This window comes from Pseudoduganella violacea (assembly GCF_014191875.1).
GTDB lineage: Bacteria > Pseudomonadota > Gammaproteobacteria > Burkholderiales > Burkholderiaceae_D > Rugamonas > Rugamonas violacea_A.
Map to the genome: position 1 here is coordinate 113,794 of NZ_JACHXD010000009.1, position 25,376 is coordinate 139,169.

Annotated in this window: 26 protein-coding genes; 19 read left to right on the forward strand and 7 right to left on the reverse strand. The window is 62.8% G+C overall.

The window, feature by feature from the left end:
- The first annotated feature begins 25 nt into the window (after window positions 1-25).
- From FHS03_RS16560 to FHS03_RS16620, 13 genes are all read left to right on the forward strand, one after another.
- The gene (locus FHS03_RS16560) at window positions 26-1,315 is read left to right on the forward strand and encodes an HD-GYP domain-containing protein (protein WP_183442027.1); all 1,290 of its coding nucleotides are present in this window, start codon (window positions 26-28) and stop codon (window positions 1,313-1,315) included.
- Window positions 1,315-2,991: a PAS domain-containing sensor histidine kinase gene (locus FHS03_RS16565; RefSeq protein WP_183442028.1), complete on the forward strand. Its 1,677-nt coding sequence runs from the start codon at window positions 1,315-1,317 to the stop codon at window positions 2,989-2,991. Before FHS03_RS16560 ends, FHS03_RS16565 begins: the two co-directional genes overlap by 1 nt.
- Window positions 2,992-3,043: 52 nt before the next feature.
- Window positions 3,044-3,853, forward strand: coding sequence for an endonuclease/exonuclease/phosphatase family protein (locus FHS03_RS16570; RefSeq protein ID WP_183442029.1), 810 nt, complete (start codon window positions 3,044-3,046; stop codon window positions 3,851-3,853).
- 8 nt (window positions 3,854-3,861) lie between these two features.
- Complete coding sequence (gene clsB, locus FHS03_RS16575) at window positions 3,862-5,025, forward strand: cardiolipin synthase ClsB (protein ID WP_183442030.1); 1,164 nt, start codon at window positions 3,862-3,864, stop codon at window positions 5,023-5,025.
- A complete protein-coding gene (locus FHS03_RS16580; protein ID WP_183442031.1) occupies window positions 5,022-5,405 on the forward strand; it encodes an RNA-binding S4 domain-containing protein in 384 nt (127 codons plus the stop codon). Before clsB ends, FHS03_RS16580 begins: the two co-directional genes overlap by 4 nt.
- Window positions 5,406-5,605: 200 nt before the next feature.
- Complete coding sequence (locus FHS03_RS16585; protein ID WP_050409668.1) at window positions 5,606-6,193, forward strand: TetR/AcrR family transcriptional regulator; 588 nt, start codon at window positions 5,606-5,608, stop codon at window positions 6,191-6,193.
- A gap of 58 nt (window positions 6,194-6,251) precedes the next feature.
- Window positions 6,252-8,042: an acyl-CoA dehydrogenase C-terminal domain-containing protein gene (locus tag FHS03_RS16590; protein ID WP_183442032.1), complete on the forward strand. Its 1,791-nt coding sequence runs from the start codon at window positions 6,252-6,254 to the stop codon at window positions 8,040-8,042.
- A gap of 17 nt (window positions 8,043-8,059) precedes the next feature.
- Window positions 8,060-10,459, forward strand: a complete 2,400-nt coding sequence (locus FHS03_RS16595) for a 3-hydroxyacyl-CoA dehydrogenase/enoyl-CoA hydratase family protein (RefSeq protein WP_183442033.1) — start codon at window positions 8,060-8,062, stop codon at window positions 10,457-10,459.
- Window positions 10,460-10,468: 9 nt separating this feature from the next.
- Entirely contained in the window at window positions 10,469-10,966 is a 498-nt protein-coding gene (locus FHS03_RS16600) for a YiiD C-terminal domain-containing protein (RefSeq protein WP_229426251.1), read from the forward strand.
- A 28-nt stretch (window positions 10,967-10,994) separates the two neighbouring features.
- Entirely contained in the window at window positions 10,995-12,191 is a 1,197-nt protein-coding gene (locus tag FHS03_RS16605) for an acetyl-CoA C-acyltransferase (RefSeq protein ID WP_183442034.1), read from the forward strand.
- Between the two features lie 91 nt (window positions 12,192-12,282).
- Window positions 12,283-13,062, forward strand: coding sequence for an enoyl-CoA hydratase (locus FHS03_RS16610; protein ID WP_183442035.1), 780 nt, complete (start codon window positions 12,283-12,285; stop codon window positions 13,060-13,062).
- A 102-nt stretch (window positions 13,063-13,164) separates the two neighbouring features.
- Entirely contained in the window at window positions 13,165-13,380 is a 216-nt protein-coding gene (locus tag FHS03_RS16615; RefSeq protein ID WP_183442036.1) for a hypothetical protein, read from the forward strand.
- Complete coding sequence (locus FHS03_RS16620; RefSeq protein WP_260110299.1) at window positions 13,374-13,847, forward strand: PIN domain-containing protein; 474 nt, start codon at window positions 13,374-13,376, stop codon at window positions 13,845-13,847. The genes FHS03_RS16615 and FHS03_RS16620 overlap by 7 nt, the downstream gene beginning before the upstream one ends.
- Window positions 13,848-13,868: 21 nt before the next feature.
- Here FHS03_RS16620 and FHS03_RS16625 read toward each other — a convergent pair whose 3' ends face one another.
- Both FHS03_RS16625 and FHS03_RS16630 read right to left on the reverse strand, forming a co-directional pair.
- Window positions 13,869-14,654 (reverse strand): metallophosphoesterase, encoded by a 786-nt coding sequence (locus FHS03_RS16625; protein ID WP_183442038.1) that lies wholly within the window; start codon window positions 14,652-14,654, stop codon window positions 13,869-13,871.
- A 78-nt stretch (window positions 14,655-14,732) separates the two neighbouring features.
- Complete coding sequence (locus FHS03_RS16630; protein ID WP_183442039.1) at window positions 14,733-15,356, reverse strand: CHAP domain-containing protein; 624 nt, start codon at window positions 15,354-15,356, stop codon at window positions 14,733-14,735.
- A gap of 196 nt (window positions 15,357-15,552) precedes the next feature.
- On the opposite strand from FHS03_RS16630, the gene FHS03_RS16635 reads away from it, so the two are divergent.
- From FHS03_RS16635 to FHS03_RS16645, 3 genes are all read left to right on the forward strand, one after another.
- Window positions 15,553-16,053, forward strand: coding sequence for a nuclear transport factor 2 family protein (locus FHS03_RS16635; protein ID WP_183442040.1), 501 nt, complete (start codon window positions 15,553-15,555; stop codon window positions 16,051-16,053).
- A gap of 158 nt (window positions 16,054-16,211) precedes the next feature.
- Window positions 16,212-16,616, forward strand: a complete 405-nt coding sequence (locus FHS03_RS16640) for a VOC family protein (RefSeq protein ID WP_183442041.1) — start codon at window positions 16,212-16,214, stop codon at window positions 16,614-16,616.
- Window positions 16,617-16,655: 39 nt separating this feature from the next.
- Entirely contained in the window at window positions 16,656-17,099 is a 444-nt protein-coding gene (locus FHS03_RS16645) for an SRPBCC family protein (protein WP_176347815.1), read from the forward strand.
- A 53-nt stretch (window positions 17,100-17,152) separates the two neighbouring features.
- On the opposite strand, the gene FHS03_RS16650 is transcribed toward FHS03_RS16645, so the two are convergent.
- Together FHS03_RS16650 and FHS03_RS16655 are read right to left on the reverse strand one after the other, a co-directional pair.
- Complete coding sequence (locus tag FHS03_RS16650; RefSeq protein ID WP_183442042.1) at window positions 17,153-18,469, reverse strand: metallophosphoesterase; 1,317 nt, start codon at window positions 18,467-18,469, stop codon at window positions 17,153-17,155.
- 118 nt (window positions 18,470-18,587) lie between these two features.
- Window positions 18,588-19,274, reverse strand: coding sequence for a substrate-binding periplasmic protein (locus FHS03_RS16655; protein WP_229426252.1), 687 nt, complete (start codon window positions 19,272-19,274; stop codon window positions 18,588-18,590).
- A 307-nt stretch (window positions 19,275-19,581) separates the two neighbouring features.
- On the opposite strand from FHS03_RS16655, the gene FHS03_RS16660 reads away from it, so the two are divergent.
- The 3 genes from FHS03_RS16660 to pnuC all read left to right on the forward strand — a co-directional run bounded on the left by FHS03_RS16660 (window position 19,582) and on the right by pnuC (window position 23,051).
- A complete protein-coding gene (locus FHS03_RS16660) occupies window positions 19,582-21,102 on the forward strand; it encodes a tetratricopeptide repeat protein (protein WP_221208167.1) in 1,521 nt (506 codons plus the stop codon).
- A gap of 123 nt (window positions 21,103-21,225) precedes the next feature.
- Window positions 21,226-22,449, forward strand: coding sequence for a M48 family metallopeptidase (locus tag FHS03_RS16665; protein WP_183442044.1), 1,224 nt, complete (start codon window positions 21,226-21,228; stop codon window positions 22,447-22,449).
- A gap of 38 nt (window positions 22,450-22,487) precedes the next feature.
- Window positions 22,488-23,051 (forward strand): nicotinamide riboside transporter PnuC, encoded by a 564-nt coding sequence (pnuC, locus tag FHS03_RS16670; protein ID WP_183442045.1) that lies wholly within the window; start codon window positions 22,488-22,490, stop codon window positions 23,049-23,051.
- Between the two features lie 137 nt (window positions 23,052-23,188).
- Here the strand turns inward: pnuC and FHS03_RS16675 are convergent, their stop codons facing one another.
- From FHS03_RS16675 to FHS03_RS16685, 3 genes are read right to left on the reverse strand one after another with little or no spacing between them, the layout of a single operon-like run.
- A complete protein-coding gene (locus tag FHS03_RS16675; protein WP_183442046.1) occupies window positions 23,189-23,449 on the reverse strand; it encodes a hypothetical protein in 261 nt (86 codons plus the stop codon).
- Window positions 23,450-23,453: 4 nt separating this feature from the next.
- The gene (locus FHS03_RS16680) at window positions 23,454-24,701 is read right to left on the reverse strand and encodes a M56 family metallopeptidase (RefSeq protein WP_183442047.1); all 1,248 of its coding nucleotides are present in this window, start codon (window positions 24,699-24,701) and stop codon (window positions 23,454-23,456) included.
- Window positions 24,698-25,075, reverse strand: coding sequence for a BlaI/MecI/CopY family transcriptional regulator (locus tag FHS03_RS16685; protein ID WP_183442048.1), 378 nt, complete (start codon window positions 25,073-25,075; stop codon window positions 24,698-24,700). The genes FHS03_RS16680 and FHS03_RS16685 overlap by 4 nt, the downstream gene beginning before the upstream one ends.
- Between the last annotated feature and the right edge of the window lie 301 nt (window positions 25,076-25,376).

A 25,376-nucleotide genomic window follows, 5' to 3' on the forward strand; every position in this document is an offset into this window, starting at 1 on the left:
ATGATCCTGCGGACAGGTGGGCACGATGGCGGACACCCTCGATATCTCCATAGATCAGCTGCAAATCGGTTTGTATGTGCATCTGGACCTGAAGTGGTTCGAGCACCCGTTCGCATTCAGTCACTTTAAAATTAAAAGTGAAGACCAGATCCGCGTCCTGCGTGGTCTGGGCCTGAAATCCATCCGTTTCGATCCGGCGCTCAGCGATGTGGCGCCGGCGCCGCTCGCCCCGGCGCCGCAGGCCGCGCCGCCCCCGGCCGCATCCGCGGTGGTCGAGCTGCATGGTCCCGAATCGCCCGCGCTGCAAGCCAAGATGGTGCTGATGGCGCGCATTCGCCAGCAGCGCGAAACGGCGGCGCGCATCGAGCACGCTTTTTTCGACACCGCCAACGCGATCCGCGACATCGAGCGCAATATGTTCGCGCGGCCGGCGGAAACCGTGCGCAAGGCCGAGGAATTGATCGGCAAGATCACCGATTCCATCCTGTGCGCGCCGGAATTGGCCATCCACGTCATGGGCGACAAGGTGGGCGGCGAGGAAATCTATACCCATTCGCTCAACGTCACCATGCTGGCGATGATGATGGCGCGCGATATCAAGCTGCCGGTGGAAGCGGCGGCGGCGCTCGGCACCGGCGCGCTATTCCACGATATCGGCTTGAAGAACCTGCCCGACCGGCTGATGCATCAGTTCGAGCCGCTCGCCGGCGCCGAGCTGCGCCTGTACGAAACCCATTGCGAGGTGGGGCTGGAGCTGGCGCAGAAAATGGGCTTGCCGGCGGCGGTGCAATCCGTGATCCGCGACCATCACGAAGCTTTTGACGGCAGCGGCTATCCGCGCCAGCTCAAAGGCGAGGCCACCGGCCTGCTGGGGCGCATCGTCGCCATCGCCAATTTCTACGATGAGCTGTGCAACCCGGCCAATCCGGCCGCCGCCATGACGCCGCACGAGGCGCTCGCACTGATGTTCGCCAAGCTGCGCGGCAAATTCGATCCCAAGCTGCTGCAGGTCTTCATCCGCTGCCTCGGCGTGTATCCGCCCGGCACCGTGGTGCAGCTGTCGAACGGGGTGATCGGTATGGTCGCCACCATCAATACCGCCAAGCCCACCAAGCCGGTGCTGGTGGTGTACGAAGCCGGCGTGCCGAAGGAGGAGGCGATCCTGGTCGACACCGAGCGCGAGACCGACCTGAATATCGTCAAGGCCATCAAGCCGGCCCAGGTGCCGAAAGAGATTTACCATTATCTGAGCCCGCGCAAGCGGGTCAGCTATTACTTCGACGCCAGCAAGCAGGGACAGGGGGCCGCCGCGTAATGGAAAGCCTGCAGCAGCTGATGCTGGACCACAGTCCACACTTGATGCTGCTGGTGGACCCGGCCGATCTGCGCATCCTGCTGGCGAACCAGATGGCGGCGCAAGTGCTCGGCTACCCCTTGCAGCAGTTGCAGGGCATGTCCATCACCGATATCGAAAGCTCCTTGCAGGACGTCTTCTATTGGGAGGATGTGCGCAACGGCCAGTACCAGGAAATCGCGGCGCAGGAAGGCGAATACCACTGCGCCGACGCCAGCTTGATGACGGTGATGAAAACGGTGCGCGTGATCCGCCAGGAGGAACGCACCCTGCTGCTGGTGCTGGCGCGCGACACGCGCCACGAGCGCCAGGTGGAGGATGTGCTGGAACAGACCTTGTCGCAGCTGCGCGCCACGCTGGAATCGACCGGCAACGGCATCCTGGTGCTGGACTGGCATGGCCGCATCAGCAGCATGAACCGCCTGTTCAGCCGCATGTGGGACCTGCCCGAATCCCTGCTGGAGGCGGGCGACGATGGCGCCATCCTGGGCTATCTGGCGGGCCTGGTGGTGGAGGGCGAGCTATGCCGCACCCGCCTGCAGCAGGTGGTCGATGCCAACGAGACGGTGGATTTGCTCAGCCTGCGCAGCGGCCGCGTCTTCGAATGCCGTTCGCGGCCCCAGTATCTGGGCGAGCGCATCATCGGCCGCGTGTTTGGCTTCACCGACATCACGGAGCGCCAGCGCGCCGAGCAAGCCTTGCGCGAATCGCGCGACCAACTGGAATACCGGGTGCGCGAACGCACCAAGGATCTGCAGATGGCGAACGCCACGCTGGAGCAGGAAAAGGCGCGCCAGGCCGATCTGATCCGCAAGCTGGGCGAGGCCCAGAGCCAGTTGCTGCAATCGGAAAAAATGGCCTCCATCGGCGTGCTGGCGGCCGGCGTGGCGCACGAGATCAATAATCCGGTGGGCTTCGTCAATTCCAATCTGGGCAGCCTGCAGCGCTACGCCGAATCCCTGCTGCACCTGCTCGACGCCTATGAAGCGCTGGAACCCAAGCTGGCCGTGGGCGACCGCGCCGCGCTGGCCACGCTGAAAGCCGAAGTGGACGCCGACTATCTGCGCGAAGACTTGGCCAGCCTGCTGAGCGAATCGCTGGAAGGCTTGGAGCGCGTCAAGCGCATCGTGCAGGATATGAAGGACTTTTCCCACGTCGACGGCGGCGAGCTGGCCGTCGCCAGCCTGGAAGCGGGACTCGACAGCACGCTCAACCTGGTCTGGAACGAATTGAAATACAAGGCCGACGTGGTCAAGGAATATGGCGGCGTGGCGCCGCTGGCCTGCTTCCCCTCGCAGCTGAACCAGGTGTTCATGAACCTGCTGGTCAACGCCGCCCACGCCATCGAAGAGCGTGGCCGCATCACCGTGCGCACCGGCCAGGACGAGCAGGCGGTGTGGGTCGAAGTGGAGGACACCGGCAAAGGCATCCCGCCCGAACTGATCGACCGCATCTACGAACCCTTCTTCACCACCAAGCCGGTGGGCAAGGGCACCGGCCTGGGCCTGTCGCTGTCCTATGGCATCGTGCAAAAACACGGCGGCCGCATGGAAGTGCAAAGCGCCGTCGGCAAAGGCAGCCGCTTCCGCGTGATCTTGCCGAAGCAGCCGGCCGAACAGCTCAGCCCCAGCTTCTGACCCCGGCACGATTGACGCTTGGCAAGCCGGGCCGTAAGGGTACAATGCCTGCATGAAGATCCGTGTTGCCACCTACAACATCCATAAGGGAGTGTCGTACCGCAGCCAGCCGCGGGTACACGCGCTCAAGAATGCGATCGCCCAGTTCGATGCGAACCTGATCTTCCTGCAGGAAGTGCAGGGCCAGCACGACCGCATCGCCGCCCGCTATGGCGAGGAGCACCACGGCCACCGCCATTGGCCCAAGGGCGGCCAGCATGAATTTTTCGCGGGTGAGTCGCACCAGTCCGTGTATGGCTTGAATGCGCAATACGACCACGGCCACCACGGCAACGCCTTGCTCAGCAGTTATCCCATCGCGCGCTGGACCAATACCGACGTCTCCGACCACGCTTACGAGCAGCGCGGCATCCTGCACAGCGTGGTGGAAACGCCGCGCGGCCCGATCCATTGCTATGTGATCCACCTCGGCCTGTTCGAACGCAGCCGGGTGCGCCAGCTGGAGGCGCTGATCGAGGCCGTCAACACCTCGGCCGGCCATGGCGAACCGGTCATCATCGCCGGCGACTTCAACGACTGGCGCAATACCCTGAGCGCCAAGCTGCGCAAGGCGCTCGGCGTGGTTGAGGTGTTCGACGAAATCGGCGCCGGCTCCAGCCTGGGCGACCTGGTGCGCACGCTGGCGCGGCGCCAGGCGGCCCAGCATCCGGCCAAGACCTTCCCCGCCGCCCTGCCATTCTTCCGTCTCGACCGTATTTATGTGCGCGGCTTCAAGGTAGAATCGGCGCAAGTCATGCACGGGGCGATGTGGGCCAAGCTGTCCGACCATGCCCCCATCGTGGCGACCCTGGATTTCGCCTAGCGGGGACTATGCGCTCAGTCAATTTCATTGCCGATAACGAAGTCAAGCTGCTGTACTGCGGTACCGAATATTTTCCGGCCCTGATGGCGGCAATCGACGCGGCGCAGTACGAAGTCTATTTCGAGACCTATATCTTCGCCGACGACGATACCGGCCACGCCATGCAGGCCTGCCTGATGCGCGCCGCGCGGCGCGGCGTGGCGGTGCGCATGATCACCGACTGGTTCGGCACCGGCCATGGCCGCGCCACCCGCATGGACGCGGAACTGCTGGACGCGGGCGTGCAGCACCGCATCTTCAATCCCTGGTTCAAGCGCGGCGTCACGCGCACCCACCGCAAGATCTGCGTGGTGGACCGCGAGGTGGCGCTGGTGGGCGGCATCAATATCAACGACGATATGTATTGCGACTACGACCGCAGCATCGCGCTGGCCGCGCCGCGCTGGGATTTCGCGGTCGAGGTGCGCGGGCCGCTGGTGGCCACCATCCACCATGAAGCCCAGGCGCAGTGGCTGCGCGTGGGCAAGCTGCCGCTGATCCGCCGTCTCGGCCTGTTCAACGAGATGCGCAAGGTCAGCAAGGTGGCGCGCGAAAGCTCGGTGCAGGCCGGTTTCGTGGTGCGCGACAATCTGCGCAACCGGCGCACCATCCAGCGCGCCTATCTGCAAGCGCTGGGCCGCGCCAAAAAGAGCGTGCTGCTGGCCAACCCGTATTTCGCGCCCGGCCGCAAATTCCGCCGCGCCCTGGCCGCCACCGCCCAGCGCGGCGTCGAGGTGGTGCTGCTGATCGGCGTGGGCGAGATCTGGCTGCAGGACGCGGTGGCGCATTCCTTCTATCCCAAGCTGCTGGCGGCCGGGGTCAGGGTGGTCGAGTACCACAAGACCCAGCTGCACGCCAAGGTGGCCGTGATCGACGACGACTGGTCCACGGTCGGCTCCAGCAATGTGGATGGCCTCAGCCTCTTCCTCAACCAGGAAGCGAATGTCGTGATCAAGGATGCCGCTTTCAATCAGGGCTTGCGCCGCCATATACAACAGGCGATGGCCGACGGCGTCGAAGTGCATCTGGAGGATTTCCGCAGCATCGGCCGCTGGCGCCGCTTCGGCTATGGTTTTGCGTATGTTTGTTATAAGATGTTAATGAGAATCTTCGCGGTAGGGAAATACGCTTGAACGAGAATATCCGCATCGATAAGTGGTTGTGGGCGGCGCGCTTCTTCAAAACACGCAGCCTGGCCTGCGAAGCCATCGACAAGGGCAAGGTCAAGCTGGACGGCGAGCGCGTGAAGCCGGCGCGCAACGTCAAGCCGGGCGACAAGCTGCACATCGATAACGGTTCGGACGAGTGGGAAGTGCTGGTGCTGGGCCTGTCGGGCAAGCGCGAAGCGGCGCCCATCGCCCGTACCTTGTACGAGGAAAGCGCGGCCTCCATCGCGCGCCGCGCCGCCGAGCAGGAAAGGCGCAAACTGTTCCGCGAACCGGGCGCCGATTTCAAGGGCCGCCCCACCAAACGCGACCGCCGCCAGTGGGACCGCGCCACCGGCGACGAGTGATATCACCAGGCGTATTGCTGCAACGCATCAATAGAACGCCGACTCTAACAATCCCGTTTGACATTTATCCCCCACTGGATAATAGTACGAGCGTTCGCAATTCTTTTTACACGAAGCAAATCCGCAGAGCGAGAATAGGTTTTTCTCCTGATACGGATTTAAAAGTGAGTGCCATTCTTATTAATACTTCGACAAAATTTATGCGCAAGGGCGAAATGACTCGCGCTGCCATTTTGGATGTGGCGCTGGACCTGGCCAGCCGTGACGGGCTGGAAGGCCTGACCATCGGTTTGCTCGCCGACCGCATGAATATGAGCAAATCGGGAGTATTCGCGCATTTCGGTTCGCGTGAAGACTTGCAGCTGGAAGTTGTGAAGCTGTACCACCGCCGTTTCGAGCAGGAAGTGTTCTATCCCAGCGTCAAGGAGCCGCGCGGCCTGCCGCGTTTGCGCGCCATGTTCGCGCGCTGGGTCAAGCGCGTCAGCGTCGAGATCGCGTCGGGCTGCATCTATATCAGTGGCGCCGTCGAATACGACGACCGTCCGGGACCGATCCGCGAGGAACTGGTGTCGATGGTGGCGGCCTGGCAGGGCGCCTTGCTGCGCTGTGCCCACCAGGCGACCGAATGCGGCCACCTGAAAGCCGATACGGATGCCCAGCAGCTGGTCTACGAGATGTATGGCCTGATCCTGGCCCTGCACCACGATGCGCGCTTCCTGCGCATCCCGGGCAGTCTGGAACGCGCCAGCGTCGGTTTCGAACGCTTGATCGAGAACTACAAAGCTTAAGCTGCGCCCCGCGCAGCATGTCACCAATCTTAATTATTTAGCCGTCAGGAGATAAATCATGGGTCAATACGTCGCGCCAATCCGGGATATGCAATTCGTTCTGCATGAGTTCCTGAAAGTGGAAGAACAGCTCAAGGAACTGCCGGCCCACGCGGAAACCGACGCCGACATCATCAACCAGGTGCTGGAAGAAGGCGCGAAGTTCACGTCCGAAGTGCTGTTCCCGCTGAACCACTCGGGCGACCGCGAAGGCTGCCACCATGATCCGGTCGCGAAAACCGTGACCACTCCAAAAGGCTTTAAAGAAGCTTACAAACAATACGTGGAAGGCGGCTGGGCCGCGCTGGCCTGCGATCCGGAATACGGCGGCCAGGGCCTGCCGATCGTTCTGAACAACTCCTTCTACGAGATGCTGAACTCCTCCAACCAGGCCTGGTCCATGTACCCGGGCCTGTCGCACGGCGCCTACGAGTGCCTGCTGGAGCACGGCACCGACGAACAGAAGAAAACCTATCTGCCGAAACTGGTGTCCGGCGAATGGACCGGCACCATGTGCCTGACCGAACCGCACTGCGGCACCGACTTGGGCCTGCTGCGTTCGAAAGCCATCCCTGAAGCCGACGGCTCCTGGACCATCACCGGCAACAAGATCTTCATCTCGGCCGGCGAACACGATATGTCCGAAAACATCCTGCACCTGGTGCTGGCCCGCGTGCCGGACGCGCCGGAAGGCTCGAAAGGCATCTCCCTGTTCCTGGTGCCGAAATACCTGCCGACCGCCGACGGCGGCATCGGCGCGCGCAACCCGATCACCTGCGGCGCCATCGAAGAGAAGATGGGCATCCACGGCAACTCGACCTGCCAGATGAACCTGGACGGCGCCAAGGGCTGGATCATCGGCCAGCCGAACAAAGGCCTGAACGCCATGTTCGTGTTCATGAACGCCGCCCGCCTGGGCGTGGGCATGCAGTCCCTGGGCCTGACCGAAGTCGCTTACCAGAACGCCCTGGTGTACGCCAAGGACCGTCTGCAGATGCGCAGCCTGTCCGGCGTGAAAGCACCGGAAAAAGCGGCCGATCCGATCATCGTGCACCCGGACGTGCGCCGCATGCTGCTGACCGCCAAGGCCTACGCCGAAGGCGCGCGCGCCTTCTCGTCCTACGTGGCGCTGCAGATCGACCGCGAACTGCACCACCCTGACGAAGAAGTGCGCAAGGACGCCGCCGACGAAGTGGCGCTGCTGACGCCGATCATCAAGGCCTTCATCACCGACAACGCATGGATTGCGACCTCGGAAGCGATGCAGGTGTACGGCGGCCACGGCTACATCTCCGAGTGGGGCATGGAGCAGTATGTGCGCGACGCCCGCATCAACCTGATTTACGAAGGCACCAACACCATCCAGTCGCTGGACCTGCTGGGCCGCAAGATCCTGATGGACAACGGCGCCAAGCTGCGCAAGTTCGGCGAGAAAATCCGCGCCTTCGTGGAAGACAACGGCACCGACGAAGCGCTGTCCGAGTTCATCACCCCGCTGGGCGACCTGGGCGAGAAAGTCACCAAGCTGACCATGGAAATCGGCATGAAAGCCTTCCAGAGCCAGGACGAAGTGGGCGCCGCCGCCGTGCCTTACCTGCGCGTCGTGGGCCATCTGGTGTACAGCTACTTCTTCGCGCAAATGGCCAAGATCGCACTGGAAAAAGAAGGCTCGGGCGACAACTTCTACAAAGCCAAGCTGGCGACCGCGCGCTTCTACTTCGCTCGCCTGCAACCTGAAACCGCAACCTTGATTCGCCAGGCACGTTCGGGCGCCGCCAGCCTGATGGCACTCGACGCTGATCTGTTCTAAGAACCTAGAGGATAAACATGACTAACTTCACCGTGAAAAAAGTAGCCGTGCTGGGCGCCGGCGTGATGGGCGCGCAGATCGCCGCCCACTGCGTCAACGCCAAAGTGCCGGTCGTGCTGTTTGATCTGCCGGGAAAAGAAGGTACGCCGAAGAACGGCATCGTCCTGCGCGCCATCGAGAACCTGAAAAAGCTGTCGCCCGCGCCGTTCGGCGACAAGGCCGACGCTGAACTGATCCAGGTCGCCAACTACGAAGACAATCTGGACCTGCTGGCCGGCTGCGACCTGATCATCGAAGCGATCGCCGAGCGCATGGACTGGAAGCATGACCTGTACAAGAAGGTCGCGCCGCACATCGCGCAAAACGCCATCTTCGCCTCCAACACCTCGGGCCTGTCGATCAACAAGCTGGCCGACGGCTTCGACGCGGAATTGAAGGCGCGCTTCTGCGGCGTGCACTTCTTCAACCCGCCGCGCTATATGCATCTGGTGGAACTGATCCCGACCGCCGCCACCAAGCCGGAAATCCTGGACCAGCTGGAAACCTTCCTGACCTCGGTGCTGGGCAAGGGCGTGGTGCGCGCGAAAGACACCCCGAACTTCATCGCCAACCGCGTGGGCATCTTCGGCATGCTGGCCACCATCCATGAAGCCGAGAAGTTCGGCCTGTCCGTGGACGTGGTCGACGACCTGACCGGCGCCAAGCTGGGCCGCGCCAAGTCCGGTACCTTCCGTACCGCGGACGTGGTGGGCCTGGATACCATGGGCCACGTGATCAAGACCATGCAGGACAACCTGGCGGACGATCCCTTCTTCGGCGTCTACAAGACCCCGGCCGTGCTGGCGAAACTGATCGAGGGCGGCGCCCTGGGCCAGAAAACCGGCGCCGGCTTCTACAAAAAAGTGGGCAAGGAAATCCAGCGTCTGGACTTCGCTTCCGGCGAGTACGTTGCCGGCGGCGCGAAAGCGGCCGACATCATCGGCCGCATCCTGAAAGAGAAAGACCCGGTCAAGAAATTCAAGGCGCTGCGCGAATCGACCAACCCGCAAGGCCAGTTCCTGTGGGCGATCTTCCGCGACGCCTTCCACTACATCGCCTACCACCTGGAATCGATCGCCGACAACGCGCGCGACATCGACTTCGCCATGCGCTGGGGCTTCGGCTGGAGCGTTGGCCCGTTCGAGACCTGGCAAGCAGCCGGCTGGAACCAGATCGCCGAGTGGGTGAAACAGGATATCGACGAAGGCAAGGCGCTGTGCAACGCACCGCTGCCAGCCTGGGTGTTCGAAGGTCAGGTAGCCGAGAAGGGCGTGCATACCCCTGAAGGCTCCTACTCCGCCATCTCCAAATCCTTCGTGCCGCGTTCCGACCTGGCCGTGTACCAGCGCCAGGAATTCCGCGCGCCGGTGTTCGGCAGCGGCGGCGCTGACGCCAAGACCGCCGGCACCACCGTCTTCGAAGACGACTCCGTGCGCCTGTGGCACTCCGGCGACGAAGTGCTGGTGATCTCGCTGAAAACCAAAATGCACGTGATCGGCGACGGCGTGATCAAAGGCCTGCAGCGCGGCATGGCCGAAGCTGAAAAGAACTTCAAAGGCCTGGTGATCTGGAACACCGACGCAGCCGAAGGCGGCGCCTTCTCGGCCGGCGCCGACCTGCAATCGGCCCTGCCAGCCTTCATGGCCGGCGGCGCGAAAGCGGTCGACCCGATCATCCGCGAACTGCAAGACACCTTCATGGCCATGAAGTATTCCAACGTGCCGGTGGTGGCAGCGGTGGCTGGCCTGGCCCTGGGTGGCGGCTGCGAAATGGCGCTGCACGCGTCCAAGCGCGTGGCTTCGATCGAGTCCTATATCGGCCTGGTGGAAGTGGGCGTGGGCCTGATCCCTGCCGGCGGCGGCCTGAAAGAGGCGGCTGTGCGCGCCAACAAGGAAGCCAAGGGCAACGACATCCTGCAATTCCTGAAAACCGGCTTCACCAACGCGGCAACCGCGAACGTGGCGAAATCGGCTCTGGAAGCGCGCGCCATGGGCTATCTGAAAGAAGACGACGTGATCGTGTTCAACCCGTATGAACTGCTGCATGTGGCCAAAGTGACCGCGCGCTCCATGTTCGACGCGGGCTACCGCGCGCCGATCCAGCGTCCGGTGACGGTTACTGGCCGCTACGGCTGGGCCACCATCCGTGGCCAGCTGGTGAATATGCGCGACGGCGGCTTCATCTCCGCCCACGACTACAAGCTGGGCGACATGATCGCCGAGATCGTGAGCGGTGGCGACATCGACCAGGGCAGCGTGGTGAGCGAACAGTGGCTGCTGGATATGGAACGCAAAGCCTTCCTGGAATTGCTGAACCATCCGAAGACGCAAGAGCGCATCATGGGCATGCTGCAAACCGGTAAGCCGGTGCGCAACTAAGCCTGGCTCATGTCCATCCTGTCGCTGGCATTTAAAGTCCTGTTGAAAGTGAAACCGAGCATGGTTTATGAACGCATCAAGCAGCATATGACGGAGTCGCTGCCTTTCGTGCGCCTGCTGGGCATCCGCATCGAGAGCATCGGCGCCGGCACGGCCGAAGTCGTGCTGCCGGACGATCCCAAGCTGCATAACCATCTCGGCACACAGCACGCAGGCGCTTTGTTCACGCTGGCCGAAACCGCGTCCGGCGCGGCCATGGCAGGCGGCTTCGCCGACCTGATCATGGACATGCGCCCGGTCGCCAAGGAATCGCGTATCCAGTACCAGAAGGTCGCCAAGGGCGCTACGCGCGCCAGCGGCCGGGTGCCGGGCGACTTGGCGGCGCTCAAGGCGCAGCTGAAAGAACAGGGCAAGGTGGCCTTCCCGGTGAATGTCGACGTGTTCGACGCCGAAGGCACGCTGGCCGCACAAGTGCAGGTGGACTGGTATCTGTCCGCGAAACGCTAATCGATCACCAAATATTCGAAAGCACAAAATGAGCAAACAACTTCAAGAAGCATACATCGTCGCCGCGACCCGCACCCCGATCGGCAAGGCGCCGCGCGGCATGTTCAACAAGACCCGCCCGGACGATCTGCTGGTGCACGCCATCAAGGGCGCCATGGCCGCCGTGCCGAACCTGGACCCGGCCCTGATCATCGACGCCATCATCGGCTGCTCCTTCCCGGAAGCGGAACAAGGCTTCAATATCGCGCGTAACTCCGTGGTGCTGGCAGGCCTGCCGAACACCGTGGGCGGCGTCACCGTCAACCGCTACTGCGCATCGGGCATCACCGCCCTGGCCATGGCGGCCGACCGCATCCGCGTGGGCGAAGCCGACGTGATGATCGCCGGCGGCGTGGAATCGATGTCCATGGTGCCGATGATGGGCCACCACCCATCGATCAATATGGACACCTTCAAGGACGAGAACGTGGGCCTGGCCTACGGCATGGGCCTGACCGCCGAAAAAGTGGCGCAGCAATGGAAAGTGTCGCGCGAAGACCAGGACGCCTTCGGCCTGGAATCGCACCGCAAAGCCATCGCCGCCCAGCAGGCCGGCCTGTTCAAGGACGAGATCACCCCGGTCGAAATCACCACCCGCACGCCTGACCTGAAGTCCGGCGAAATCAAGGTCGGCAAGCGCACCGTGGACGCCGACGAAGGCCCGCGCGCCGACGCCTCGATGGAATCGATGGCCAAGCTGAAGCCCGTCTTCGCCAACAAAGGTTCCGTGACCGCCGCCACCTCCTCGCAGATGTCGGACGGCGCTGGTGCCCTGATCGTGGTCAGCGAAAAAATCCTGAAAGAGCACAACCTGACCCCGCTGGCCAAGTTCTCCTCCTTCGCCGTGCGCGGCGTGCCGCCGGAAATCATGGGCATCGGCCCGAAAGTGGCGATTCCAGCCGCTTGCGCCGCCGCCGGCATCACCCAGGACCAGCTGGACTGGATCGAGCTGAATGAAGCCTTCGCCGCGCAGGCGCTGGCCGTGATCCGCGACCTGAACCTGGACACCAGCAAAGTGAACCCGCTGGGCGGCGCGATCGCCCTGGGCCACCCGCTGGGCGCGACGGGCGCCATCCGTGCCGCCACCGTGGTGCACGCCCTGCGCCGCAACAGCCTGAAATACGGCATGGTGACGATGTGCGTGGGCGCCGGCATGGGCGCAGCTGGTATCATCGAACGAGTGTAATACGCATCCACAAGAGAGGGCGGGCCGCCTGGCCCGCCGCGACAAAGGGCGCCGCGGTTCACACCCGGCGCCCTTCCCACATGGAGACAATATGGATATTTTGAGCAGCAAGGCCGGCGGCATCCTGACCCTGGAATTCAACCGCCTGGAACGCAAGAACGCGATCACCTCCGTCATGTACCAGACCCTGGCCGACACCATCAACGCGGCCGAAAGCGACGCCGAAGTGCGCGCCATCCTGATCACCGGCAAGCCCGAGATTTTCACGGCCGGCAATGACCTCGACGACTTCCTGAAAAACTCGCAGCCGAAAGAAGGCGAAGCCTTCACCGACCGTCCCGTGTTCCAGTTCATGCGCGCCTTGAGCGGCAGCAGCAAGCCTATCGTGGCCGCTGTCAGCGGCGCCGCCATCGGCATCGGCACCACGCTGCTGCTGCACTGCGACCTGGTGTACGCCGCCGACAGCGCCAAATTCTCCGTGCCATTCAGCCAGCTTGGCCTGTGCCCCGAATTCGGTTCCAGCATGCTGCTGCCGCTGGCCGCCGGCCACGCCCGCGCCGCCGAAAAGCTGATGCTGGGCGAAGCCTTCGGCGCGCAGGAAGCGTATGAGATGGGCATCCTGTCCAAAGTGCTGCCGGCCGCCGACGTGCTGGCCTACGCCCAGGCCCAAGCCGCGAAGCTGGTCGCGCTGCCCGCCGCGTCCATCCGCACCACCAAGCGCCTGATGCGCCCCGCGCGCGGCGCCAACCTGGCCGCCCACATCGATGCCGAAAGCAAGCTGTTCGGCGAAATGCTGCTGGCGCCGGAAGCGAAGGAAGCCTTCACCGCCTTCTTCGAGAAACGCAAGCCGGATTTCAGCAAGTTTGCTTGATGTAATTGGCCGTGTTGCCACGGCCAATACTCTTGTCCACCACCGTCGATGGCTCCTGTGCTAAGGTAGGTATTGCCACCACATTGAGAACGCGAGGACGATATGGGCGCTCCAGCGAAATCGGGCAGGAAGACAGTACGGGACAGGCCGGCCGGCAAGCAAGCTAGCGCTGCTGAGTTGAAAGTCGTTGCTGAGCAGGAGGTTGAACGCCAAAAGCGCCTTCAAGCCATCGACCTGATATTTGGCATGTGGAAGGGTCGAACAGACATCACTCAAGATGGCTTGGCGCTTCAGGAGGAGCTGCGCGCTGAATGGTAAGCGTTCTACTCGACTCCAGCATTCTTATGGATCTCATGAATGGCATCCAAGAAGCGCGAACGGAGGCCAGTTATTACGCCGACATCACTATCAGCGCTGTCACCTGGATGGAAGTGATGGTTGGTTGTTTAATGGCCGACCAAACAAATCAGTCCCAGCAAGCCGGTCAATTCCGTAAATTTCTGAGCGCTTTGCGCATCAAGGTAATGCACACGGATGACCTGATTACCTTCAACGCGGCCCAGATCCGCGCGGCTGGCCTGGTAGAGATTCCCAAACGGCAGATCAAGCTTCCCGATGCGATTATTGGAGCGACGGCGAATGTTCTAGGCCTTACCGTCGTCACTCGCAATCCTCGCGACTTTGGCGCCAACTCCGTACGCGTACCGTATAAATGCCAATGTGACTACGATGAAGATGGAAAACTCGTCAGGTGGACGGTAAGCGACGTGGCAGCAGCGCCATGAGGATGCCCAGTTGAGCGCTGCTCAGAAAATATCGATGGTGAAGCCTGGATTGAATGCCAGGTTTTCCGCTTCCCCCGCCTTGTTCATGTAGCCGAAGGGATTGCAAACCACCCGGCACTTGCCGATCCGGTAGTCCATGGAGCTGTGCGTATGCCCATGCACCCAGAGGTCGGCCTTGGCGGCCAGTTCGTCGGCATTGGAAGCGTAGGCTGACGAAACCAGGTCATGCGCATAGTGTTCCGGTACGGATCGCACCGAAGGTGCCATATGCGTCACGACGATATTCGGGCCGACATATGGTTCCGCCAACTTTGCGCTCAGCCATGCCTTATGGGTTTCATGGAACTGAGCGGTATCCGAGGCGCGCAGCCTGCGGTAGCCTTGCTTGGCAAGGCGGATGCGGCGGTAGTCCGTCATGACGGACTGCGCCTGGGTCATGGCGAAGTAGCGCTGCTCTTCGCCAAACAGCTTGAAGTCGGTCCAGAAAGTGGCGCCCAGGAAGCGCACATTGCCGATACGGTGCTCTTCGCAATTGAGGAACTTGACATTCTCCGTCGCGGCGCTCGCTGTACGGATCTTCTCGATCTCGTTGTCCAGATTGTGGCCGTAGCCTTCGTGATTGCCGTGGACATAGATCACGGGAATGCCGCGGAAGGCCTCCGCTGCCCACTGCACCGCGCGTACCCCGCTGATATCGATATCGCCCGCCAGGATCACGGCGTCGGGCGCATTGCTTGCCGTGTCAAAGACGAGCTGATGCCGGGTCCAGAATTCGCGGTGCAGATCGGAGAGAATGAGAAGTCGCATCAGTGGCGGCGAGAGCGGTTGGATGCCACTAGCATACCCCAGAGGCGCATTGTCTTGCGGACGGCGCGCATGGCCATGCTACTCAGTCGGGTGTCCGCTGGCCGGGTCTACCGGCATTGGCATCCTTAACCATCCCAGCAGCCGGGGCGCGTCGACGCGTGGCCGGCCATTCTCGATGAGCAGCTTGTATCGCTCGCGGCTGGTGCCGAAGGGGCCGGGGTTTTGCTGAATTACTTCCACATAGTCGGGGCCGACCTGGCTGACGATGGCAACATGGCCAAAGCGGTTCAACACCCAGGGGCCGAAGACCAGCAGGTCTTCTTCGGCAGGCATTTCTCCTGACCCGCTGGCAAACTGCAGAAGCCCACGTTCGATATTCAATGCGCCGCTGGATAATTTGCGATCGTAGAAGTCTTTCGCATGGCCGCGGTCCTGCGGCATCTTGTGCTGGAAGCGCTCGTAGTAATAGCGTTTAACGAACTCGACGCATTGATATTTGAGGCCCAGGTTGTAGCCGTCGGGGGCGAGATTTCTTTCCGAGACGTGGCCAATCGCGCCGTTATAGAAGACGGAGACATTGCGGTGGGAATCGAGAACCTCGCCCACCGAATGCTTGGGATTGATGTTGACGTGGTTAACCGCGATGAACAGGCCCGCTCCCAAGGCCAAGATCGTCACAAGAGAGACAAGGGATTTGCGCATACAGAACCTGAATTCCAGTCAAAGAAGGGGCCAGACAGCTGACCCGCGTGGGCGCCATTATAGTGATCTGTATGCGCGGGCATTGGACTGTTCGGAAAAAGCGAACTGCCGATTCGCTCGCGGCTGGCTTATGCGGGCAAGGTAATTTCTTTATTCTGCTGCCGGTACATCAACCGCACTTTATAAAGGATGAGTCATGGCGGAGCAAAACAAGCAGTTGAACCAGCTGACGGTGGCAGACCGTTTTCAGATTTTCGAGCAGCTCAATCTGCATCAGCGCTATATCGATAACGATGGCAGCCGGGAGTCGGCGGAAAAGTATGTCAGCCTGTACTGGCCGGAGGCGACCTTCAAGGTCAACGATATCCGCACCAATCTGTTCGAAGGCGTGGCGGGCCTCAAGCAGCTTTACGATTACGCCCACAGTGTTTTCCCGCTGGAGAAGATGCGCCACGCGCTCGGCACTTTTGTGATCGAAGGCAGCGGTAATACCGCCAATGTGGAATGGAACTGGATCGTGACCTGGAAGGCCGAGAAACAAGGCTTTGTCTCGACCGGCACCTATACCGACACTTTCGAGAAACGCGACGGCGTGTGGAAGTGCCTGTCCCGCATTTCGGATGTGGACCCGAACTGGCCGGTTGCCCTGTTCCAGCCCTGGGTGGATGAGCAGGACAAGACTTACAAGGCTTCCTGAGTCTCCTATTGCGCAGCGGGCCGGCGCCGGCCCGTTTCAAAAAATATAGAAATTTTTTTCGCAATCTTGTCGATTTCGGCGATGCTGGGGCGTCGTGGGAATAATGGCGGACGCAATGCCAGAAAAACCCACCCACATGACTCATCAGAGAGGCCGATATGAACAAGCAAATCTTCGTCAACCTGCCGGTTAAGGATCTGGATAAATCGAAAGCATTCTTCGCGGCGTTGGGCTATACATTTAACCCCCAGTTCACCGACCAGAATGCCGCCTGCATGGTGATCGCGGAAAACAGCATCTACACCATGCTGCTGGTGGAAGACTTCTTCCGCACCTTCACCGGCAAGCCGATTGCCAGCGCCAAGGAAGCGACCGAAGCCATCGTCTGCCTGTCCTGCGAAAGCCGCGAGGAGGTGGATGGGCTGGTGAAGAAAGCCTTGGCCGCCGGCGGCAAGGCGCCGCGCGCGCCGCAGGATTATGGCTTTATGTACTCGCATGGTTTCGAGGATCTCGACGGCCATCTGTGGGAGCTGGCCTATATGGTGCCGCAACAAGCCGCTTAAGCGCATACTGACGCCACCACATCCACCAAGGAGACAAACATGAGCACCACGATCCGTCTGCACCGTGTCCTGCGCACCAGCCCCGATCACGTCTACCGCGCCTTCCTGGACGCCGATGCGCTGTGCAAATGGCTGCCGCCGCACGGCTTCACCGCCAAGATGCATCAGCAGGAACCCAAGGTGGGCGGCAGCTACCGCATGTCCTTCACCAATTTCACCACCGGCCATACCCATTCCTTCGGCGGCAAGTATCTGGAGCTGTCGCCGGGCGAACTGCTGCGCTATACCGGTGTGTTCGACGATCCCAATCTGCCTGGCGAAATGCAGACCACGATCAGCCTGCGCAAGGTCTTCTGCGGCGTGGAACTGAACGTGGTGCAGGAAGGCATTCCCGATGTGATCCCGGCCGAAGCCTGCTATCTGGGCTGGCAGGAGTCGCTGACCTTGCTGGCCCAACTGGTGGAAGCCCAGGTCACGGAGTAAGACGTGTCTGGCCGGCGCCGGCGCGCTGCTGGCTCCGTGCCGCGTGCGCCGGATCAGTAAGGGTAGGGCAGTTGCGCCAGCTCGTAATTGCTGGCGATGGTTTGCCACACGGCCTGCACGTCTTCCGGCCGGGTCAGGAAGAGGGAGCGGCTGCGCCTGGCCTGTGCGCGTTTGGGCGGCAGATTGCGTGCCACGCCGATGTCGACGGTGCGCGGCACGCCGCGTTCGAACAGCAGCACTTCGCCGCTGGCCGCGTCGCTGTTGACGTCCACCGCGTACACGCGGCCGCCGAACAGCGGCTGCACCTTGGAGACGATGGTGTGGCCGACCACGATGTGGCGGGCGCCGAAGGTACGCAGCACCAGGCTGACGTCGTCCTCGCCGGCCTGGCCGTAATCGGGCGTCAGCGCTTCCAGATAGCCGCGGTACTGGGTCAGTCCCTGGCGGCCCAGTACCAGCTCCAGCTCGTCGCGCGGCGCTGTTTCGCCACGCCAGTAAGCGCGCATGATGGTATTCAATTCCTGCACCGATTTGCCCTGGCGCGCCACGCTGGCGCTGATGCCGCCGTGGGCGAACAGCACGGGGCCGATTTGCACCACCACCGGCAGCTTGCGTAGCCAGTCGCCCAGCACGGTGTCGCCGGCGAATACGCTGCGGTAGCCGCCCAGTTGCTGGGCCGAATAGCGCAGCGCCGGATGCACCGATTTCATTCGTCCTTGCAGCAGGTATTGTTCGTGATTGCCGAGCAGGGTATGCACGGCGCCGCCGGCGGCGTGGGCCTGCTGCGTCAGGCCATACAAGCGCCACAGCACGGCGGAGACGTCGCGGCCGCGGTCCACGCTGTCGCCCAGAATCACCAGATGATTTTGGCCATAGGCCCAGTTGCCTTGGCCGTCGACGATCTGCAGACGCGCCAACGCCCCTTCCAGATAGCCCAGATTGCCTTCGATGTCGCTCAGCACAACAAGCTGCTCCGGCATGGCGGCCACGTTGTGGCTGGGCGTGGGCATATGGCCCAGCAAATGGCGCCGGCTTTGGCCGCCGCAATCGATGTCGAGGCGCTGGCCGCTGCCGTCGCGGTGTTCGACGCGCTTTTCGCAGAACCAGCTGGCGCTCCAATGATCGCCCGCCGTGCGCCGCACCACCGGCCCATCCAGATAGCCCGGCATGATGGGCGCGTCGCCGCTGCCGGCGTAGGTATGCACCTTGGCATAGGCGCCCGGCGCCAGCGGCAGGTAGAGCGCTTCGTGCACACCTTCCTGGCTCAGTTGCAGGCGCGCGTTCGACAGGCTGAGAACGAGGCCGCCGATACCCAGCAGTGCAATGCCGAGCACGCTGCGCCACCACCATTTCCTGTATTGCTTCCCCATGCTTTCACCCGTGTAGGCGCGCCTTTGGCGCAAACGGGCATCACTTTAACATTTTGACCATATGGCAAAATCCACCTTTTGTCACGCGGGGGCGCGTCGGTGGCCGATTCGTGCCTGCTTAGTGGCTAATATAGCGGGTGCGAATGGCGTCCAGCACGCCGCGCTGTTCCAGGCGGCCGATGGCGGCGTTGATCTGGTCCAGTTCGGCCTGCGTGGTGCGGGCGGCGTTCAGCATCAGATGTACCGGCGCCTTGAACGGCACATAGGGCAGGGACGTCAGCGGCACGCCCTGCTGGCGCGCCTCGTAGCGCAGGGCGGCGGCATCACCCATGATCAACTCGGCACGGCCGGCCGCGAACATGCGTATGCCCTGCTGAAAGCTGTTGAAGGTGGAGAGCCGGCCGCCCGCTTCGATGCCGTGCATGGAGCGCGCATAGTCCGGCCCATACCAGCCGACCTTGGGCGCGAGCAGGGTAAGTTGCTGGTCGCTCACATCTTCGAAACTGCCGAGCTGCTGGTATTGCTTGAGCTTGCCAGGCGTGGTGAACAGGCCCACGATTTCATAGCGGTAAGGTACGCTGAAGCGGGCATAGGCGCGCCGTTCCGGCGTGCTGTTGGCCGCCAACATCAGGTCGAGATTGCCATTCTGGAACATCAATTGCCGCCGCGCCGAGGGCAATTCTTGCTGGATCAGCAGGGTGCAGCCGGCCTCGTGCATGATGGCCGTCACCAATTCCAGGTCGAGGCCGGTGAGCCGGGCGCGCGCATCGCGGTAGATATAGGGCGGCCACTGTTCGGGCGCCATTTTCAAGCTGCACGCCAGGGCTGGACCAGTACAGATCCAGCAGGCTATCGCGATGAAGAAATGACGTGCTCCCATACCGCGATTGTACTTTGCGGCAAGTTAAAATGTCGCGGAATCTGCGGCCTGTCCTAGCAGAAAAGGGAGGAAGAATCTGGTGCCGGTATATTTCCCGACCGCCGGCGCCGGTAGAGGCAGCGGGGGCTGCCTGGGTTGCCCCTGTCCTCCAGGGCATGGACGATATTGTGCCGCCGGAATATGACAGGCGTTTGACGTCCCGTCCGCTTGCAAATGTGATGTAATACCGCGCATGAAATATTCCGACCCTTCCGCCATCGCCGCGCTGCTGCAAGCGGCCGTGGCCCAGCACCAGCGCGGCGCGCTGGAACAAGCCGAAGCCGGCTACGCGGCCGTGCTGCAACAAGCCCCCGACAACTTCGACGCCCTGCACCTGAGCGGGGTGCTGGCACGCCAGCGCGGCGCGCCGCAGCGCGCGCTCGAACTGATCGGCCAGGCGCTGGCCCTGGATGCGGCGCAGGCCATCGCCCACTGCAATCTCGGCGCGGCCTTGCAAGACCTGCGCCGCCACGAGGCGGCGCTGGCCAGCTTTGAACGCGCGCTGGTGCTGCGGCCGGACTATGCGATGGCCTTGTGTAACCGGGGCAATGCGCTGCGCCACCTGGCACGCCTCGATTCTGCCCTGGACAGTTATCGCGCCGCGCTGGCGATTCAGCCCGACTACCCGGAAGCGCTGTGCGGCCAGGGACTGGCCTTGCAGTTGCAGGAGCGGCATGCCGAGGCGCTCGACAGCTTCGGCGCCGTGCTGGCCCGTCGCGCCGGCGATGCTGACGCCTTGCACGGCGCCGCCGTCTCGCTGCACGCCCTGGGCCGCTATGCCGATGCTGTGGACGGCTACGAACGCGCGCTGCGCCAGCGTCCCGCCTGGGCCGAAGCCTGGAGCAACCGCGGCAGCGCGCTGCAGCGCCTGCATGAACACGCGGCGGCGCTCGACAGCCAGCAGCGCGCCCTGGAACTCGATCCCGCGTCGGCGCGCGCCCAGCTCGGTTGCGCCAATGCCTTGCGCGCCCTCGGCCGGCGCGAAGAGGCGGTCGCCGCCTATCGCGCCGCCCAAGCCTTGGGCGCCGATGCCGACACGGTGGCCTTCCTGCTGGCGGCGCTGGGCGTGCAGCCGGCGCCGTCCGCCTCGCCGCCGGCCTATGTGCGCGCGCTGTTCGACCAGTATGCGCCCGACTTCGAGCAGCACCTGGTGGGCGCGCTGCAATACCGCACGCCGCAATTGCTGACGGCGCTGCTGGGCGAACAGTTGCCGGCCGCGCCGTCGGGCGCGCTGGACGTCTTGGACCTGGGCTGCGGCAGCGGCCTGTGCGCGCCGCTGCTGCAACCCTGGGCGCGGCGGTTGACCGGGCTGGATCTGTCGCCGCAGATGCTGGAGCGGGCTGCCAGCCTGCGCGTCTATGACGAGCTGGTGTGCGCCGATATGGGCGTCTGGCTGGACCAGCAAGATGCCGCCTTCGACCTGATCGTCGCGGCCGATGTTTTTGTGTATGCCGGCGCGTTGGACGCGTTGCTGGCGGCGGCGCGCCAGGCGCTGCGGCCGGGCGGCTGGCTGGCTTTCTCGGTCGAGCAGAGCGAAGCGGAGGCGGGCGCCGACCATCTGCTGCGCGCCAGCGGCCGCTACGCCCACTCGGCCGCCTATCTGCGCCGTCTGGCCGCAGAGCAGGGCTGGCGCGCGCCGCGGCTGCAGGCCGCCACCTTGCGTCTGGACCAGGGCCAGCCGGTGGCTGGCTGGCTTGTCCTATTCCCGGCTTAATATAAAACGATTAATAAATCAAGCTCTATCGGCCGAAATAAGTATAAATACGAATAGAGGCTTTATTTTATTTTTTTATAAACTCGCATAAAATACGCCAACATTATCAAGGCGGAGCGTGGGATGGAGCTGGTGTATCGGAATGAAAAGAAGCTGTTCCGCCTGATGCTGGGCATTTCGGTTTTGTTCTGGACAATTCTGGTCGTCGTTTTAAAAACCGCCATCCTCGCCTATTTCATCGTTTTTCTGCTTATTTATTGCTTTATGCAATCCGCCGTGGTGTCGCATTTAAAAGGCACGGCGGTGCGCATCAGCTATAGCCAATTTCCCGACCTCAAGGCGCGCGTGGACGTCTGCTGCGAACGGCTGGGGGTGCAGCAAGTACCGGAAGCATATTTACTGCAAATGGGCGGCATATTCAACGGCTTTGCCACCCGCTTTCTCGGCAATAACATCATCGTGCTGTATTCGGAAGTGGTCGATGCGCTCGAAGATAAACCGGATGCCATCAATTTTTATATCGGCCACGAAATCGGCCATATAAAACGCCAGCATATGCGCTGGGCCGCCTTGCTGTTGCCGGCCTCGGTATTGCCGCTGCTGGGCGCGGCCTATGCGCGCGCGCGCGAATACAGCTGCGATCGCCATGGTTTTCACGCCTGCGACGATTTGAAAAGCGCCCAGATCGGCCTGGCCGCGCTGGCGGCCGGCGCGCGCCGCTGGCGCAATCTGAGTATCGGCACCTATAGCGCCCAGGCCCAGCAAAGCGCCGGCTTCTGGATGTCCTTCCACGAACTCATCAGCGACCATCCCTGGCTGGTCAAGCGCATGGCCGTGATGCGCGCCCTGGCCGGCGACGGCACGGCCCAGTTGCCGGGCCGCCATGCGTTGGCCTATCTGCCCGCGCTGCTGTTGCCGCGTCTGGCGCTGGCCGGCGGCGCCAGCGGCGTGCTGGCCGTGCTGGCGGTGGTGGCCGTGTTCGGCGCCATCGGTATTCCCGTCTACAAGGATTTCGGCGACCGCCAGCGCATGGCGCACGCCGTCAACGTCGGCAAGGACGCCACCGCCGCCGTCGAACGCTATTTCTACGTCAACGGCCGCAATCCCGACAGCCTGGCCGAGGCCGGTTACGCGCTCGATGACCCCAACCACGCCGTGGTGGACGTGAAGGTCGACGGCGCCAGCGGCACCGTGCAAGTCTTCCCCGCCGACTTCAGCTATCGCGGCAAGGCCATTGCCTTCATGCCCGCGCTCGATGAAAATAGGAAACTGGTGTGGCGTTGCGGCAGCGACGGCATCCCCGCCAAACTGCTGCCGGCCGACTGCCGCGGCCGCGAAAATAACTAAGCGGCGCCCGCGCGGCGCCGCCGGAAACGGAAAGCCGCTTGAGTTCAAATCTGGAAATCGCCGCCAATGCGGTGATGGCAATCTCCATCGTCCTGGCCGGACGCAATAATGTGCATTCCTGGTGGCTCGGCATTGTCGGCTGCGGCATGTTCGCCCTGCTGTTCTACGAGGTGCGGCTATACGCCGACGTCGCCCTGCAACTATTCTTCATCGTCACCTGCGCCATCGGCTGGCTGCAATGGCTGCGCGGCAATCACGGCGGCGCGTTGCCGATTACCACCGTGCGACCGCGGCGTCTGCTCTGGATGGCCCTGAGCGGCATTGCCGCCACCGGCCTGTATGGCTTGATGCTGCACCACTACACCGACGCCTACGCCCCTTTCATCGACTCCGCCGTGCTGGTGTTTTCCATCATCGCCCAATTCCTGCTGATGGGGCGGCGTCTCGAAACCTGGCCGGTCTGGCTTGTGGTCAACACCATCTCCGTTCCACTTTATCTGAGCCGAGGCCTGCACTTGACGGCCCTGCTCTACGCCGCCTACTGGCTCAACGCCCTGATCTCCTGGCGCCACTGGCGCCGCCAGCGCAGCGCTCCCACCTAAATCGTTTGCGCCAAATCAAACAATGTCCCACCCTGGTGTCAGGCACTAAGGTCGGACATTCTTTGAGCTTTATCAAGAAATGTCTCACCCTGGTGCCTGACACCAGGGTGAGACATTGTTTGCGGTAGATCAAAGGATTATTGCAGGCGGAAGATGGTGTTGACGGCTTGCGCGAAGGGGATGGCGCTGGGGATGGTGTAGTTGCTGGCGGCGGCCGTTGCCGAATCGCCTTGCTGGGCGCCGGTCTCGAATTGCATTTCAGCGAGGTCGGGCGCCAGCCACTGCCGGGCCTTGCCGCCGGTGGAGACGAAGGGATGGGCGGGCAGCGGCGATGCGTCCACCGCCAGACTGCCCAGCAGTCCCATTAGCGTCAGCGCGCAGCGCGCACGTTTCGGCATCGGCTTACTCCAGCGTCCAGACGTATTGAATCTGCTTGCGCGAGGCGACGGCCTTGCCTTTGTGTTGGGCGGGCTTGAACGAGCACAGCGCAATGCCGTCGCGCGCGGCCGCGTCCAGATCGGCGTGGCCGCTGGACCGGTGTACCTCGCTGCTCTTGACCTTGCCGTCCGCGCCGATCACGAAGCCGAGCGTCACGGTGCCGGTGCGCTGTTCGGTCAGCGCGGCCTGCGGCCAGACGGGTTTTTTGCAGCTCGAGAAATCCACCACGGCCGCCGTGTCGGGCTTGCTGACCAGCTGATCGGTGGTGGCGTTGGCGAAGCCGCCCAGGCAGGCCGCCGCGAGGCCCAGTGCCGGCAGGACGGCTTTCCAGTTGACGCGCTGCGGTTCGGGCTGGATTAGGTGTTTGATGCGTGCCATTAAATCTCCTCCATTGGCTGCGAGAGCCAGTCGTTGAGTGGAGAACTGGAGTTTTTCCAGTTCGGAAAGGGCCAGGGCCAGACGCCGCGGTTCGCCCAGCTGGCTTGCTGCTAAATCATCGGCAATCAATTCGCGTTCGGCGCGGATGCGCTGCGACAACCACCACACCACGGGGTGGTAGAACAGCAGGGTTTCGACCGCGTTCTGCAAGAGATTGACCAGGTAATCGTGGCGCCGGATATGCGCCAGCTCGTGCGCCAGCAGCGCTTCGAGCAGTTCGGGCGGCAGGCCCGACAGCAGGGATGCGGGCAGCAGCACCACCGGCCGCCACCAGCCCGCCGTGACGGGACTGGGCAGGCCATCCACCACGCGCAGACGCACCGGACGGCGCAGGCCGCAAGCCTGGGCCAGTTGCGTCAGCCGCGCTTGCCAGACGGGATGCCGTCCGCCGCGGCGGATGGTGCGGCTCAGCCACCACAGGCCGAGGCCGCTGCGCAGGCCGAGCGCCGCGATGCACAGCGCCCACAGCGCCACCAGCAGCGGCAGATAGCGCTGCGCCAGCACTTGCCAATGGTCGGCCGGCGCATAGACGGCGAACAGGCTGGCCGCGCCGCTGGCGCTGCCGGCCGCGGCCATGCCTTGCAGGCGGCCATACAGGCTGAGCAGCGGCCACAGCAGGCAGAGCGTCAGGAACAGGCCGGCCGCCGCATAACGCTGCTGGGGCCGCGCATGGCGCAGCAAACCCAGGGTCAGGCAGGCCGCCGCACCGAGCAGCACGCCTTGCCATAAAAAGTCGAGCAGGGTCCAGCCCAGCGCTTCGATCAGGCCGCTCATTTTTTCTCCTCTTTGAGCAGGGCTTCGATCTCGGCGCGCTCCTGCTTGCTGATGCCGCTGCGCAGCGCGGCCAGCACCAGGGCCTTGGCCGAGCCGGAGAAGGCGCGCTGCAGCAAGTCCTGCAGCAGATTGCCCTGCATCGCATCCTTGGCCTGGGTCGGCGCGTACACGTGCGAGCGCTGGCTCGCGTCGCGGATCAGCAAGCCCTTGCCGTGCATGATCTGCAGCAGGCGCAGCACGGCGCCATAACCGAGCCCGGGCTTATCGGCCAGCATGGCTTCGTGGACTTGCTTGGCGGTGGCGCTGCCGAGCGGCCACAGGTACTGCAGCAATTCGAGTTCGGCCGGCGTCGGCTTGGGGGGCGGTGTGGTCATGGCATGGTTTCCTTGCTAAGTTTTTTCTAGAATAGTCTGTCTAGACAAACCTGTATACTTTTATCTGCCGCTCCATGTGGTGTTAAGTATACAAGGCTGTCTACAGAGTTTTATATTCGGATTGCATAAGTAAGGAAGATTTAATTCGTTCTGGTAATGAAAAAGCCTGGGTATAGTGCTAACTCCGAAAAGCATCACCCCTTGGTGTCCGTCATGTTCCGTACCACCCTGATCACCGCAGCCTCCCGCCGCCACGTCCTGTACCTGCAGTGCATGGCGCAGTGCATGTGACGCCCGCCCC